At 70.6% G+C, this 15135-nt stretch carries 8 protein-coding genes; 1 reads left to right on the top strand and 7 read right to left on the bottom strand.

The genetic code is table 11. The features are described 5' to 3' along the window. Positions 1-30: 30 nt before the first annotated feature. The 3 genes from ABD747_RS02905 to uvrA form a co-directional block, all read right to left on the bottom strand. The gene (locus ABD747_RS02905; RefSeq protein ID WP_344801585.1) at positions 31-1326 is read right to left on the bottom strand and encodes a type 1 periplasmic-binding domain-containing protein; all 1296 of its coding nucleotides are present in this window, start codon (positions 1324-1326) and stop codon (positions 31-33) included. A gap of 149 nt (positions 1327-1475) precedes the next feature. Next, a complete protein-coding gene (locus ABD747_RS02900; protein ID WP_344801584.1) occupies positions 1476-4214 on the bottom strand; it encodes a hypothetical protein in 2739 nt (912 codons plus the stop codon). A gap of 531 nt (positions 4215-4745) precedes the next feature. Beyond that, positions 4746-8054, bottom strand: coding sequence for an excinuclease ABC subunit UvrA (gene uvrA, locus ABD747_RS02895; RefSeq protein WP_344801583.1), 3309 nt, complete (start codon positions 8052-8054; stop codon positions 4746-4748). Positions 8055-8395: 341 nt separating this feature from the next. Here uvrA and ABD747_RS02890 point away from each other — a divergent pair, with 341 nt between their 5' ends. Further along, on the top strand, positions 8396-9124 hold the full coding sequence (locus ABD747_RS02890) for a maleylpyruvate isomerase family mycothiol-dependent enzyme (protein ID WP_344801582.1): 729 nt from the start codon (positions 8396-8398) through the stop codon (positions 9122-9124). 413 nt (positions 9125-9537) lie between these two features. Here the strand turns inward: ABD747_RS02890 and ABD747_RS02885 are convergent, their stop codons facing one another. From ABD747_RS02885 to nirB, 4 genes are all read right to left on the bottom strand, one after another. Continuing rightward, positions 9538-10509 carry a DNA polymerase domain-containing protein gene (locus ABD747_RS02885; protein WP_344801581.1) on the bottom strand — a complete coding sequence of 324 codons (972 nt, stop codon included), beginning with the start codon at positions 10507-10509 and terminating at the stop codon, positions 9538-9540. A 27-nt stretch (positions 10510-10536) separates the two neighbouring features. Beyond that, the gene (locus ABD747_RS02880) at positions 10537-11910 is read right to left on the bottom strand and encodes a nitrate/nitrite transporter (RefSeq protein WP_344801580.1); all 1374 of its coding nucleotides are present in this window, start codon (positions 11908-11910) and stop codon (positions 10537-10539) included. A gap of 119 nt (positions 11911-12029) precedes the next feature. Next, complete coding sequence (locus tag ABD747_RS02875; RefSeq protein WP_344801579.1) at positions 12030-12365, bottom strand: Rieske (2Fe-2S) protein; 336 nt, start codon at positions 12363-12365, stop codon at positions 12030-12032. Beyond that, positions 12365-14908: a nitrite reductase large subunit NirB gene (gene nirB, locus ABD747_RS02870; protein ID WP_344801578.1), complete on the bottom strand. Its 2544-nt coding sequence runs from the start codon at positions 14906-14908 to the stop codon at positions 12365-12367. The genes ABD747_RS02875 and nirB overlap by 1 nt, the downstream gene beginning before the upstream one ends. Positions 14909-15135: the final 227 nt, after the last annotated feature.

Genomic DNA, 15135 nt, shown 5'->3' with positions numbered 1-15135 from the left:
CGATTCTGCTCGGCGCCGAGGCATTCCCGCTCAGCGCGGGCTCGCCGCGTACCAGTACAGGGATGCCGATGATCCCGCGGTGGACTGGCCGGCGGACGGCGCGCTCGACGGACGTACGCCCGGGGAAACCGGTGTGGCGGCCAGCGCGCGGACGTCGGCGTCCGCGACGGTCGGCGGCGTGGCGAAGTCCAGGGGCGCTCCGGCCAGCCCGTCGGCGGCACCCAGCCGCATGGTGCCGAGGGCATCGCCGACCGCGGCGGGATCTGCGCCACCCGTCCGGTCGGTGGCCTGCGCGGCGGCCCGGACCAGCGCGACGACCGCGTCGTGGCTGCGGACGTCGGCGGCGCCCGCGACCGCGCCGAACGGCCGCTCGCCGAACAGATCGGTCGCTCGCGGATTGTCGGCGGCAAGGCTCAGCGCGGAGAAGTACGCCGCCAGCGAGCGGCCGGCGTCGGTCGGCTCCAGCGCGCGGGCGTCGCCGTCGTCGGGTCCCGCGCTCAGGTACGTCCCCGCGAGCGAGCCGTCCGCATCCGCCACCGCCCGCGGGAAACCCGGGCTGAGCGCGTCTGGAGTGAGCAGCACGGGCAGGTCGATGCTCGCCCCCTGCAGCGCCGCGACCAGCCTGCCCTGCAATTCGGCGGGCCCGGAGATCACCACGGCGTCGGCGGCCCGGCCCGGGTCTCGCTGCCGGACCGCGAGCCTGGCCACCACGTCCGCCGGGTCGTCGCCGGCGGCGAACGACTGGGTCGCGACCGGGGTCAGCCCGCTGACCTCGCCGCCGCCCGCATCGATCAGGTACGGCCGGGTCAGCTCGTGGTCGGTCAGGGTCTCGGCCAGCCGCTGGTCGGTGACCGTGGAGTCCGGCCCGGTCGACCACACACCGGTCGGCAGGCCGTTCGCGGTGGCCGTATAGGGCAGCAGCACCGGAAGGTGCCGGTCGGCTGCCGCCTGGACCGCCGCACCGATGTGATCGCCCTCGGTCGCCAGCACGATCCCGGCGACGTGACGGTCGGCCAGCGTCGTCACCGCGGCCACGGCACCGGCCTCGGTGCCCTTGTCGTTGACGGGTACGAGGGTGACGGATGTCCCGCCGAGCGCGAACCGCTCGGCCGCGACCCGGGCGCCCTCGGCCGCGTCACGCCACGCGGACCCCTCGCCCGGCGCCGACGTCACGCTCACCACCACGCCGATCGACAGCCCGGCCGGCACGGTGGCGGTCAGCCTCACCGCCGGTCCGGGGGCCGGCATGTCCGCGGGCGTCCGGGCGCAGCCGCTGGGGGCGGCGACCACCAGGGTCCCCACGGTCAGCACGGCGCCGGCGAGCACGGCGGGCCGGCGTGCGCCCCGCCGGACGGGCTGAGATTCCGGCGGGAGGGCGGGTGACGGCGTGAGCGCGCCTGCGGGCTGCGGCGCGGGCTTGCGTGCGCTCCCGCGCGCGAAAGGGGGCGCGGACCGGCGGAGGGCCAGCCGGCGACTCATCGGCCGCCGGTGAGGTGGAACGCGTACACCGTCCGGTGCTGGACGTCGTCCGGCACCTGCATGGCGAACGCGGACAGGTCGGCCTGCCGGGCCAGCGCCGCCTCGGCCTGGGCCTGGCGCAGCATGATGCCCGCGATGTCCTGCCCCCGAACGGCGGCGTACGCGTTCGTCTGGTCGGCGGCCAGCGCCAGCTGGTAGTCCGCCGCGCCGGCGGCCGTGGCGCCCTTGGCCACCGTGCCGATCACGCCGGAACCCTTGACGTTCGGGTTGCCGAGATCGAGCAGGATGTTGGCCAGGTCGCGGGTGAGCTGCTGGCGGGTGGTGGTGAGGTCGCGGGTCGCCGAGGTCACGTCGCCCGAGATCCGGCCGAGCGACGCGGTGGTGGTGGTCGTCAGGGATCGGCTCGCGGTCTGCTGGGTGCGGTCCAGCTCGGTGCGCTGCTGGTCGATCGCGGCCGCACCGTTGTCCTGCAGCGCCTTCGCCGCCGAGCTCAGTCCCGCCGCCGAGCTGGTGAACGCCTTGCCCAGCTGCTGACTGCTCGCCTGACCTTGGTCACTGACCGTCTTGATCGCGTCGTCCAGGCTCGCCGTCGACGCGTTCTTCGCCGCATCCGCCAGCGACTCGTCCAGCGCGGCGATGGCGTCGCTGTACTTCTTCTCCAGGTCGCCGAGACCGGAGGCCAGCGAGTCGAGACCATCGAGTGACTTTCGAGCTGCCGTGTTCAGGTCCGCGACCGACGCCGTAGCAGCGTCGCTGGCCTTACGGGCGTCGGTCAGCGCATCGGTCGTCGCGGTCAGCGCTTTCCCGAGGTTGTCGTCGGTGCTCTTGGGGTCGGTTTCCTCGGCCAGGTCGCTCCACGCGTACGACTGCTTCTGCAGCCGGGTCGACATCGCCGCGGTGTACGGGGCGGGGGGCGTGAGAGCGGTGGTGTCACCGTTGGCGTCCGGGCACGAACGCGTGACCAGGAAGGACCGGATTCGCTCGGCGGTCTCGGCGGTCAGGGTCCCAGGCTGGGTGCCGTCTCCGATCACGGGGCAGATCGCGTCCGCGGCGGCCTGGTTCTGCGCCACCATCGAGTCGACGTCGTCCTTGTTGGCGAGCGCAGCCGTGTGTAAATCGCCGATGACGGAGCCGACCACCTTCAGCGAGTCCTCGGCCTTGACGATCGCCGCATTCGTCGCCGCGAGCTGCTTCGCGGTGTCCGATTTCGTCGGGTCAGCGCTCGTGCCGTCAACCAGCGAATTGAGCTGCTTGATCAGGTCGTCGACAGTCGCCCGGCTGGTATCGAAGTCCTTCTCGGGATCCAGCCCGTCGGTCACCTTCTGCGCGTCCTTGATGCTCGCCGAGACGGCTGCGAAGCCATCACGTGTCGCGGCGAGGGAGCAGGTCACCGAGACGACGGCCGCATCGGCCGGGCAGGCGTCGGGCTTGGACGGATCGGCAGGGCCGATCGTGTCGCTGATCGCCTTCTGCAGCTCGTCGCGGCAGCCCAGGGTGGTGCTGGAATAGGCGTTCAGCTGGGCGGAGACCTGGAGCAGGCTGCCGTAGACGGTCCCGGTCGCCACCGGCGCGCTGACCTTGGCGTCGCAGCCCTCACCGGTCACCGTCGCCGTCGGCACGGGTGCCGAGGTGTCACCGAGGAGTGCCTCGACCTGCCGAACGGTCGACTCCAACTGCTGCAGCGTGCTGGAGCTGGTGGACTTCAGCGAGGACTGGAGCGCCTTGTCGAGCGAGCCGAGACTGCGGTCGGACTCCTTCAGCGAGCTGTCGATCTGCTTGGTGTTCTGCTGCAGAGCGACCACCGTCTTCGCACCCAGCGTCGTGGACGTCGAGTCGAGGGTCTTGCGGACCTTCGAGATCTGGGAGCTGGCCCGGGTCAGCACGTCGTTGACGTCGCCGATCACCGCGATGGTGCGCGACTGCAGCGCGAGCTCGTCGGAGTTCTTCGGATTGAACGCCGCGTCGACCAGCGCGCCGACGGACGGATCAGTGACGAGTCCGGGCTGCACGCTGACGTCGACGGTCGGGACGGTGAAGTCCTTGGCGTCCAGCACCAGCCGCAGCGTCGCCGTCGCGGCGAGCTGCGGGGGCGCGAGGATCGCGGCCCACTGGACCTGGGGCACCTGCTGGGACGACCGGCTGAGCACTCCGTTGGTGACGTCGGCGTCGGTCGCTCCCGACGCGTCGGTCGAGGGCGTCACGACGGTGGCGGGGTCGACTCCCGGCAGGGATGCGGAGGCGACCACCGTCAGCGGCGCGCCGACCATGGCCGTGCTGGTCCGGGACTGCCCACCCGCGTCGTAGCTGACCTGCTGCGGCCTGACGGTCAGGTTCTGCACCTGCAGGTCGATCGTCACCCGACCGGTGTAACCGTCCAGGTCGGCCAGATTGGTTCCGGACGAGGTCGCTGTCCGATACGACGGCACCACCCGGACCGGGAGGTCGTTCACGACCTTGCTGGGGTCGTGTTCGCTGGTGGAGGTGTCGGTCTGTCCGCTCGTCCGCGAGATCACCACGGTGTCGCCGACCTGGCTGAGCGACCCGTCGCTCTGCATGGCGACGCTCACGGACTGCAGCAGACGGTCGCCGGCGGCCGGCGGCGCGATCTCGGCTGCCTTCTGATCCGACGTCCAGGGCCGTACGACGGCGAGGACCACGAGTGCCGCGACGATGACCGCCACCCCGGATGCAAGCAGTAGCTTGCCTCCGCCGGGCAGGCGGCTGAGATCGGGCATTCTGGAGAACCCTCCGTTCGACGACGTTGGCGCTCGGAACCTGTCGCAGGCTCGGGACCCGGGTAATGCTAGGTCGGATCGGGGGTCAAACCGAATTGCGACGCCGCGGACCGATATGCCGCGCCGCGCCTGGATCGCGCGAGACAGCGCAGGCCGACGCCGCTCGGAAGAGGCGCTGGTGAGATCCCGGCTCCGCCGGGTCGTCCGGGCACCTCCACCGTCCGCCGCGTTCGCACGCGGGCCCGTCGACCCGATCCCCCGTCCGCCCGATCGGCGAGGTCGGGCAGCCCGCAGGCTCGGAGGCGACTCCGCACCCCGGGCGGCGACTCCGCACCGGGCGTGCAGGGTGCGGAGTCGACCGGCGAGGGGCGGAGTGCTGCGGCACTGATCGGTCCGGAGCAATCGAGGCTCCCCGGATGCGACCTGCGGCAGGACCACACGCGCGCTCCGGTCGCACGGCCCGAAGGTCGGCCAGAACACCGGTCGCGAACCGATCTGCCCGACGGCGGCCGAGGGCCGGGCCGCGCCGGATCAGGCCGCCGTGGTCTTCGTCCCGGCCGCCTTCGCGGCTGTCCTCCTCGCCGGTGCCTTCGTCACACGCGCCGCCTTCGTCCCACCCGCCCCATTGGTCGCAGCAGTCCCGTTCTTCGCGGGCCCGCTCGTCCCGGCCCCGTTTGCCGCGGTTCTGGTCATCGCGGCGGCCTTCTTCGCGGGCGCCTTCCGGGCGGAGCCACCCGAGGCCGTCGTTGCCTTCTTCGCTGCCGCGGAGACCGCGTTCGGCGCCCGCGTCCTTCCGGCAGCCGCGCTCGTCGCCCCTGCCGATGACGCCTTCTTCGCGGCGGCTCGCGGCTGCACGGCCTTTTTCGCCCCGGTTGGCGCCACTGCCGTCTTCTTTGCGCCGGCCCTCGATGACGCGGCCTTCTTCCCGGCGGCCGCGGACGAGCGCTCGGGATCCCCCTCCATCAGGCTGGGCTGCGCCGATCCGACGGGCACCTCGTGACCATCCAGGATGGGTCGGAGGAACTCGCCGGTGTAGGAGCGCGGGTTCGCTGCGATCTCCTCCGGCGTCCCCTCGCCGATCACCATGCCACCGCGGGAACCGCCCTCCGGGCCCATGTCGATCAGCCAGTCGGCGGTCTTGATGACGTCCAGATTGTGCTCGATCACGACCACGGTGTTGCCCTGGTCGACCAGCCGGCCGAGCACCCCGAGCAGCTTGCGGATGTCCTCGAAGTGCAGGCCGGTGGTCGGCTCGTCCAGGACGTACAGGGTGCGGCCCGTGGACCGCTTCTGCAGCTCGCTGGCGAGCTTGACCCGCTGCGCCTCACCGCCGGACAGAGTCGGTGCCGGCTGGCCGAGCCGGACGTACCCCAGGCCGACGTCGACGAGGGTCCGCAGGTGCCGGGCGATCGACGGCAGCGCGGCGAAGAAGTCCGCCGCCTCCTCGATCGGCATGTCGAGGATCTCGGCGATCGTCTTGCCCTTGTAGTGCACCTCCAGGGTCTCCCGGTTGTAGCGGGCGCCGTGGCAGACCTCGCACATCACGTACACGTCGGGGAGGAAGTTCATCTCGATCTTGATGGTCCCGTCGCCGGCGCAGTTCTCGCAGCGGCCGCCCTTGACGTTGAACGAGAACCGCCCCGGCTGGTAGCCACGCACCTTCGCCTCCGGCGTCTCCGCGAACAGCCGGCGCATGTGGTCGAACACGCCGGTGTACGTCGCCGGGTTCGACCGCGGGGTGCGTCCGATCGGCGACTGGTCGACGTGGATGACCTTGTCGATCAGGTCGGCGCCGGTGATCGTCCGGTGCCGGCCCGGGACCTCGCGAGCGTTGTAGATCCGCTTCGCCAGCGACGTATAGAGGATGGAGTTGACCAGCGTCGACTTGCCGGACCCGGACACGCCGGTGACCGCGACCAGCTGGCCGAGCGGGAACCCGACGGTCACGTCCTGCAGGTTGTGCTCGACGGCGTTGTGCACGGTGAGCTGCCGACCCTTGGTGCGTGGCCGGCGCGCGGCCGGCAGCGGGATGCTCCGCCGCCCGGACAGATAGGCGCCGGTCAACGAGTCCTCGCTGTCCAGCAGCTCCTGGACCGGCCCGGAGACCACGACGTGACCGCCGTGCTCGCCGGCACCCGGCCCGATGTCCACCGCCCAGTCCGCCGTCCGGATGGTGTCCTCGTCGTGCTCGACCACGATCAGGGTGTTGCCGAGGTCGCGGAGCCGGACCAGCGTCTCGATCAGTCGCCGGTTGTCGCGCTGGTGCAGGCCGATGCTGGGCTCGTCGAGCACATACAGCACGCCGACCAGGCCGGATCCGATCTGGGTGGCGAGCCGGATCCGCTGCGCCTCGCCGCCCGACAGGCTTCCGGTCGGCCGGCTCAGCGACAGGTAGTCCAGCCCGACATCGAGCAGGAACCGGAGCCGTTCGTTGATCTCCTTCAGCACCCGCTCGGCGATCTGCCGCTCCCGATCGGTCAGCTCGACGGTGTCCAGGAACGCGGCGGCGCCGTCGATCGACAGGTTCGAGATCTCGGCGATGTTCTTGCCGCCCAGGGTCACCGCCAGCGACGACGGCTTCAGCCGGGCACCCTTGCAGGCGTTGCAGGGCACCTCGCGCATGTAGCCGGCGAACCGCTCCCGCGACGTATCGCTCTCCGCCTCCGCGTGCCGGCGCTCGATGTAGGCCACCACGCCCTCGTAGCGGGCGTTGTAGCTGCGCTCCCGACCGTAGCGGTTGCGGTAGGTGACGTGCACCTGGCCGGGCACCCCATAGAGGATGATCTTCCGGGCCGCCTCCGGCAGCTGGAACCACGGCACGTCCATCCGGAAGCCGGAGGTGTGCGCCAGCGCGTCCATCAGCCGCTGGAAGTAGTCGGCGACCTGGACCGAGGTCCACGGCGCGATCGCGCCGTCGGCCAGCGACTTCTCGTCGTCCGGCACGACCAGTTCCGGGTCGACCTCCATCTTGGTGCCGAGACCGGAGCACTCCGGGCACGCTCCCCACGGGCCGTTGAAGGAGAACTGCCGCGGCTCGAGCTCGTCGATGGCGATGTCGTGGTCGTTCGGGCACGCCATCTTCTCCGAGTAGCGCTTCTCCCGCCCAGGGTCGTCGGCGGGCAGGTCGACGAAGTCGACGCTGACCACACCCTGCGCGAGACCCAGGGCGGTCTCCACCGAGTCGGTCAGCCGGCGCTTGACGGTCTCCTTCACCGCGAGCCGATCCACCACCACGTCGATGTCGTGCTTGCGCTTCTTGTCCAGCGTCGGCGGCTCGGTCAGCGCGATCACCTCGCCGTCGACCCGCGCCCGGCTGAAGCCCTGCCCGGCGAGCTGGCGGAACAGGTCGACGTACTCCCCCTTGCGACCACGGACCACCGGCGCCAGCACCTGGAACCGGGTGCCCTCGGGCAGACCCATCAGCCGGTCGACGATCTGCTGCGGCGACTGCTTGCTGATCGGCTCGCCGCAGATCGGGCAGTGCGGCCGGCCGGCGCGGGCGAACAGCAGCCGGAGATAGTCGTAGACCTCGGTGATCGTGCCGACGGTCGATCTCGGGTTGCGGCTGGTCGACTTCTGGTCGATCGAGACGGCTGGCGACAGGCCCTCGATGAAGTCGACGTCCGGCTTGTCCATCTGACCCAGGAACTGCCGGGCGTACGCCGACAGGGACTCCACATAGCGCCGCTGGCCCTCGGCGAAGATGGTGTCGAACGCGAGGCTCGACTTCCCGGACCCGGACAGGCCGGTGAACACGATCAGCGCGTCGCGCGGGAGATCGAGCGAGATGTTGCGCAGATTGTGCTCGCGGGCGCCGCGCACGATGAGCCGGTCAGTCACGGTCGCCACTCTATGAGGGCCCACCGACAGGAATGAATTCTCGCGCCCCGGTCCCCGCTCCGACCCCGCCGCGCGACCCCGCTCCAAGCGAACCTCGGATCCCCTGTACGTCCTCGGATCCGGTGTACAGGATCCGAATCGACGGGAGGGATCCGAAGTCCGGGCCGGGTGCTCCTCGGATCCCCTGGTGCTCCTCGGATCCCTGGTGCTCGCCGGATCCCCTGGACGTCCTCGGATCCGGTGTACGGGATCCGAATCGACGGGAGGGATCCGAAGTCGAGGCGGGGTGGGGCCCGGCCCTGGGGAAGGTACGCAATCGGTCGGGGCCTAGGTTGGGGTCCATGTCCGAGACCAGCGCGTCCCAGGATCGGCTGACCGAGGTTCGGCACCTGCTGACCGAGGCCACCCACCGGCTGCTGGGCGACACCATCGCGGTCGGCGACGAGGACTGGCCGGCGCCCAGCCGGCTCCCGGGCTGGTCTCGCGGCCATGTGGCCACCCACATCGCCCGGCAGGCCGAGGCACTGAGCCGGCTGGCGAACTGGGCTCGCACTGGTCAGCGGCAGGCGATGTATAGCTCCGACGACGAGCGGAATGCCCAGATCGACGCTGGCTCCGGCCGCTCCGGGCTGGAGCTGCAGATCGACCTGGACACCACCGCCGGCCGGCTCGCGGAGGACTTCGAGTCGCTGGACGCCGCCGACGCGTGGGATGCCGTGGTCGAGCTCCGCGGCGGCACGGAGGTGCCGGCCCGGATGCTGCCGCTGGCCCGGCTGGGCGAGGTGGTGCTGCACCACATCGATCTCGACATCGGCTACGACATCGACGCCGTGGATCCGGCCACCGCCGGCTGGCTGCTGGAGTACACCGCATTCCGGCTCGGCGGTCGGGACGGCTTCCCCTCGCTCGAGCTACGGGTCACCGGCGGCCCGGCCAGCCGGGTCGGACCGCCGTCGGACGAACCTCAGGTGATCAGCGGCACCGCGGCCGCCCTGCTCGGCTGGTTGACCGGTCGCAGCGGACCCGACCGGGTCGAAGGCGCCGAGGGCCTGAGCCTGCCGCCGCTCTGACGCCCGGGCTCTGACGCCCGGGACGCGCTCTCACGCCCGCGCACCCTTGCTGGGGCGTGTGTCGTGCGCCCCCTCGGATCCGAACACGCCGGCCCGCGACGGTCTCCCCACCGAGCCGACCCACGCTTCGCGCGGCCAAACGCGACTTCGCGCACCGTCGCCGGTGAGCGAAGTCGCGCTGCGGCGAGCGAAGTGGATCGGCGGCGGTCGCCGGGAGACACGTGGGCGCCGAGCGCAGCGACCATGACTCCGCGACTCCCCACGACTTCGCGCGGCCAAACGCGACTTCGCGCACCGTCGCGGGTGAGCGAAGTGGCGCTTCGGCGAGCGAAGTGGAGTCGTCAGCGGCTCGCTGGGTGCGTTGGGCCGGCGAGCCGGACCGGCCGGTGCGACCGGAAGCCGTCGCGGACGGCTCATTCCGGCGGCGGGGCGGAGCCCTCCCGGCGGGCCCGGGCTCGGCGCTTGCCGGCGTGCATGGCCTGGACGCGGGCGATGGGGATCTCGTGGCCCTCGGCGACCAGGTCGTCCGGGAGCGCCTGGGGCGCGGGCAGGCTCTCGATCCACGGGTCGCGGTCGCCGATCAGGGCGGCCGCGTTGCCGATGGTGAAGTCGCGCGGGGAGATCGCGTCCAGATCCGTCCAGGCCACCGGGAAGGACACCGGGACGCCCGGCCGGACCCGGGGGCTGTAGGCCGCGACGACGGTCGCGCCACCCGCCCGGGTGGAGTCGAGGAAGACCTTTCCCGCCCGCTCATCCCGGACGAAGGCCGTCGTGGCCAGATCCGGGTCGAGGCGCTCGGCCCGGGCGGCGAGCGCGCGGGTGGCGGCTGCCACGTCCGCCGGCTCGGCGGCGGCCAGCGGGACGAAGACATGCAAGCCCTTGGAGCCACTGGTCTTCACCGCCCCCTCTAGGCCGGCATCGGCGAGCGCCTGCCGGACCAGCCGGGCGGCCCTGACGACGTCCCGGAACGGCCCGCCCTCCGGTGGATCCAGGTCCATCACCAAGAAGTCGGGCCGGTCCGGGCGGTCGTGCCGGAACAGCGTGACGTGATACTCCACCGCGCGCTGGTTGGCGAACCAGAACAGGGTCTTGCGGTCGTTCGGCAGCGCGTACGCGATCTGGCGGTGCGACGCCTCCGCCCACACCTCGACCCGGCGGATCCAGTCCGGGGCGTACGTCGGCAGGTTCTTCTGCATGAACGCCGGCTGCCCGGGCCGGACCCGGACCACCGACAGCGGCCGATCCCGCAGCGCCGCGATCAGCGGTCCGGAGACGGCGTCCAGATAGTCCACCAGTGCACGCTTGGTCGCCCCGGCGCCGTCGAACAGCTCGGCGTCGAGATGACTGAAGCTGATCACCTCGCGCGTTTCCGCCGCCTTCGCCACGGCGCCGAGTTTACGAACAAGTGGCGGTCAGACCCCTTCGAGCCGACCGGGGTGCTTCCGGATGAACACCAGCCAGGTGACCGCGCAGCAGATGGCGTAGAACACGATGAAGGCGAGCACGGCACCGTCGCCGTTCTTCAGGGTGAGGAAGGACTGCCGGAACGCCAGGTTCACCAGCACGCCGCCGAACGCGCCGATCGCGCCCGCCAGCCCGATCAGCGCGCCGGAGCGACGGACCGCCAGCCCGTCGGCCACCCGGACCGGCATCCCGGCGCCGGAGTCGAGCTGGGCCTTGGCATGGAAGATCGCCGGGATCATCTTGTAGACCGAGCCGTTGCCGAGACCCGAGAACACGAACAGCAGCACGAAACCGAGGACGTACGTCGGCAGCGAGTGCAGCTGGGAGGCGGCGAGCACGATCGCGGCACCGAGCGCCATCGCGATGAAGTTCCAGAAGCTGACCACCGATCCCCGATAGCGGTCGGCCAGCGAGCCACCAACCGGACGGATCAGCGAACCGAGCAGCGGGCCCAGGAAGGTGATGGCGGCGGCCTTCGCCGGGTTCGGGAACTGCTCGGGGAACTGCACCAGCAGCACCTGGCCGAACGCGAAGCTGAACCCGATGAAGGAGCCGAAGGTGCCGATGTAGAGCAGCGAGATCAGCCAGGTCTGCCGATGCCGCATCACCTCCCGGATCGCGCCCTTCGCGTTGTGGGCGTGGGTCAGGTTGTTCATCTTGAACCAGGCCAGCACGGTGACCACCAGGATCAGCGGGATGTACACCGCGACCATCGCGCGCGGGTACTGCGTGCCGAGGGTGGCCAGCACCAGCAAACCGACCAGCTGCACCACTGGTACGCCGAGGTTGCCGCCGCCGGCGTTCACCCCGAGTGCCCAGCCCTTCAGCCGGGCCGGGAAGAACGCGTTGATGTTCGCCATCGAGGAAGCGAAGTTGCCACCGCCGACGCCGGCGAACATCGAGACGATCAACAGCGTCTCGAACGCCACCCCGGGCTTCAGCACGATCGCGATCAAGATCGTCGGGACCAGCAGCAGGGCGGCGCTGATCACGGTCCAGTTGCGCCCGCCGAACTTGGCCACGGCGAAGGTGTACGGGATCCGCAGCACCGAGCCGACGAGCGTCGGCAGCGCGGTGAGCAGAAACTTCTGCGAGGGGTTGAAACCGTAGCCGGGGCCCAGGAACAAGACCAGCACGGACCACAGGCTCCAGACGGAGAACCCGATGTGCTCGCTGGCCACGGAGAAGATCAGGTTGCGGCGGGCGATCGACTTGCCGGTCGACTCCCAGAACTCGGGGTCCTCCGGTCGCCAGTCGTCGATCCAGTGGCTACCGCGGTGCTTGGCACCGACCAGCGTCGGCGCGGATTCTGCTGTGCTCATGGTGGGGCGTCCTGTTCGTTTCGGGAGCGTCGGCGGGCCCTTCGACAAGCTCAGGGCACGTGGGGGGAGGCTCAGGGCAGGTGCGGGGAGCAGGCTCAGGGCAGGTGCGGGGGGCAGGCTCAGGGCACGTTCGGTGGGGTGGAGACGACGAGCTGGTTGTCGGCGTCGACGCTGACGCGATAGGTGCGAAGCGGTACGTCGAACGTGGTCGAGCACCCGGTGTCGAGGGAAAAGGCGTTCAGGTGGAGCGGGCAGAGCACGACGGCGTTGTCGATCTGGCCGTCGGCGATCGGCCCGCCCTTGTGCGGGCAGACGGCGGACACGGCCCGGAACCCGCCGCTGCGCAGGTGGAACACGGCGACCTGCTCGCCGGCGACCTCGAAGGCCCGGCCCTCGCCGGGTGGGACCTGCCCGGCGTCACCCAACCGGACCGCGGTCACGGCGTCGACACTCATCACGCCGCGCCCTTCGACGAGCCCACCTTCGGCAGGACCTCCAGCGGCAGCGACGTGCGGAACTGACCGGGCGATCGCTCGGCATCCCGGTCCAGCCAGGGATCGACGTACGCGTCCACCGATGCCTGCATCCGGGCGTCGAGATCGGCGGCGATGCCGTCGGAGTCGTCCACCACGATCGCCCGGATCTTCTCCAGCCCGATCCGCGGCACAAACGCGTACGTCCGCTCCAGCCACTTGCCGTTCTCCCGGTAATACTGCATGAACCGGCCGACGAGCAGCTTCGCGTACTCCGGGTCGTCGACCGTGGTGAGCAGGTCGCCCTTGCGGATGTGGGCGCCGGCCGCGCCGCCGACGTAGATCTCCCACCGGCCACCCTCGACGGCGACGATGCCGACGTCCTTCACGTACGACTCCGCGCAGTTGCGCGGGCAGCCGGAGACCGCGAGCTTCATCTTCGCCGGCGACTCCAGCCCCTGGTAGCGCTCCTCCAGCTCGATCCCGAGCTTGGTGGAGTCGCCGGTGCCGAACCGGCAGAACTCCTGACCGACACAGGTCTTCACGGTCCGGAAGCTCTTGCCGTACGCGTAGCCGCTCGGCATCCCGAGATCGGCCCAGACCTTCGGCAGGTCCTCCTTGGGCACCCCGAGCAGGTCGATCCGCTGGCCGCCGGTCAGCTTGATCATCGGGACGTCGTACTTCTCCGCGACGTCGGCGATCTTGCGCAGCTGCTCGATCGAGGTGACGCCGCCCTTCATCTGCGGCACCACCGAGAAGGTGCCGTCCTTCTGGATGTTGGCGTGCACCCGGTCGTTGATGAAACGGGCGTCCCGCTCGTCGACGTACTCCTCCTTCCACATCATGATCAGCAGCGAGGCCAGCCCCATCTTCGACTTGGCGTCCTCGGCGCCGCCGGGAGCCAGCGCGGCGAACACGCTCGACACCGACTTCAGCCCCTGCTCCTCGATCGCGGCCATCAGCGTCGGCTTGTCCATCGGGATGCCGGGGACGTAGTAGTGGATGCTCGGGTCCTCCTCGACCGCGCCGCCCGCCGCCAGCTCGACGATCTTGCAGACCAGCTCCTTGCAGGAGCCGCAGCCCTTGCCGGCCCGGGTCTTGTCCATCACCGCGCCGACCGACTTCGCGCCGCACTTCACGGTGTCGACGATCGTGCCCTTGCTCACCCCGTTGCAGTTGCAGACCTGGGCGTCGTCGGCCATCTCTTCGACGCCGACCTCCTCCGACGGGCCGCCGATGTCGAACAGCAGGGCGACCCGCTCCTCCGGCAACGGCATGCCGCGATCGAATGCCTGGGTCAGGAACGCGACCTTCTTGGTGTCGCCGACCAGGGTGGCGCCGACGATCTTGTCGTCGCGGATCACCACCGACTTGTAGACACCGCGCTTCGGCTCGGTGAAGATCACGTGCTCGTCGTCGTCGCGCTCCGGGCCCTGCAGGCCCATCGAAGCGACGTCGACGCCGGCCACCTTCAGCTTGGTCGAGGTGCGCGATCCCAGGTAGGTGGCGCCGGGGTCGGTGCCGGTGATCCGGTCGGCGAGCACCTTTGCCTGCTCCCACAGCGGCGCGACCAGACCGTAGACCTCGCCGCGGTGCTGGACGCACTCGCCGACGGCCCAGACGTTGTCGTCCTCGACGGTGTGCATCGCATCGTCGACGACGATCGCCCGCTCGACGGTGAAGCCGCTGGTCAACGCCACGTCGACGTTGGGCCGGATGCCGGCCGCGATGATCACCAGGTCGCAGGCGATCTCCCCGCCGCCACGCAGCTTGATCCCGGTGACCTTCTCCGCGCCGGCCTCCCCGCCGACCATCAGCGCCGTGGTCCGTGCCGCGGTGTGGACCCGGATGCCGAGCTTCTCCACGCTGCGCTGCACGATCAGGCCGGCCTGCGGACCCACCTGGGCATTCATCAGGTGGCCGCCCGCGTGCACGACGTCGACCGCCAGCCCGAACCGCTGCAGCCCTCGCGCCGCCTCCAGGCCGAGCAGCCCGCCTCCGATCACGACCGCCTTGATGTGGTCCGCCCGGTCGGCGTAGCCGATCATGGACCGGGTGTCGTCGAGGGTGCGGAAGGCGAAGACGCCCTGCAGCAGGCTGCCGTCCGGCCCGTACAGGTTGTCCATCTGTGGCAGAAAGGACCGGCTGCCGGTGGCGATGATCAGCTCGTCGTACGGCGTCACGCTCCCGTCGTCGGCGATCACCACCTTGGCGAACCGGTCGATCCGCTCGACCCGCACGCCGGCGTTCAGGGTGATCTCGTTCTCGTCATACCAGGCGAGCGAGTTGAGGAAGATCTCCGTCTCCTCGCTCTCCCCCGACAGCACATGGGAGAGCATGATCCGGTTGTAGTTGCCATACGGCTCGTCGCCGAACATGGTGATCTGGAACTGCTCGGCGCCGCCGCGGGCGAGGATCTCCTCCACCGTCCGGGCCCCGGCCATCCCGTTGCCGATCACCACCAGCCGCCGACGGGCATCATACGGCTGGGCCAGGTCTTCACTGCGTTCGAGCACGCTTGTCATGGGCGGAGCCTCTCGGGAGTGAGGAGATGAGCGAAGCGACAGATCGCCTTGGTCATGGGCGGAGCCTCTCGGGAGTGAGGAGCGGATGTCGGCGACACGCTTTTCCGTCGTCGACATCCGCGACGAACGACCGAGACTCCGCGTAGCCCATGACCCTCGCGGAGCGCGGAGCGCGACCATCGGACATGGTCATGGGCGGAGCCTCTCGGGAGTGAGGAGGGAACTGA

It is taken from the genome of Microlunatus ginsengisoli (genome assembly GCF_039537205.1).
GTDB classification, from domain to species: Bacteria; Actinomycetota; Actinomycetes; order Propionibacteriales; family Propionibacteriaceae; genus Microlunatus; species Microlunatus ginsengisoli.
The sequence above is the reverse complement of the archived record's forward strand: the minus strand, read 5'-3'. Positions and strand labels throughout refer to the sequence as shown.

Coding starts and splice junctions, on each gene's coding strand:
- ABD747_RS02900 (WP_344801584.1), bottom strand. CDS start 4,214: ATGCCCGATCTCAGCCGCCTGCCCGGCGGAGGCAAGCTACTGCTTGCA.
- ABD747_RS02890 (WP_344801582.1), top strand. CDS start 8,396: ATGTCCGAGACCAGCGCGTCCCAGGATCGGCTGACCGAGGTTCGGCAC.
- ABD747_RS02880 (WP_344801580.1), bottom strand. CDS start 11,910: ATGAGCACAGCAGAATCCGCGCCGACGCTGGTCGGTGCCAAGCACCGC.
- ABD747_RS02875 (WP_344801579.1), bottom strand. CDS start 12,365: ATGAGTGTCGACGCCGTGACCGCGGTCCGGTTGGGTGACGCCGGGCAG.
- nirB (WP_344801578.1), bottom strand. CDS start 14,908: ATGACAAGCGTGCTCGAACGCAGTGAAGACCTGGCCCAGCCGTATGAT.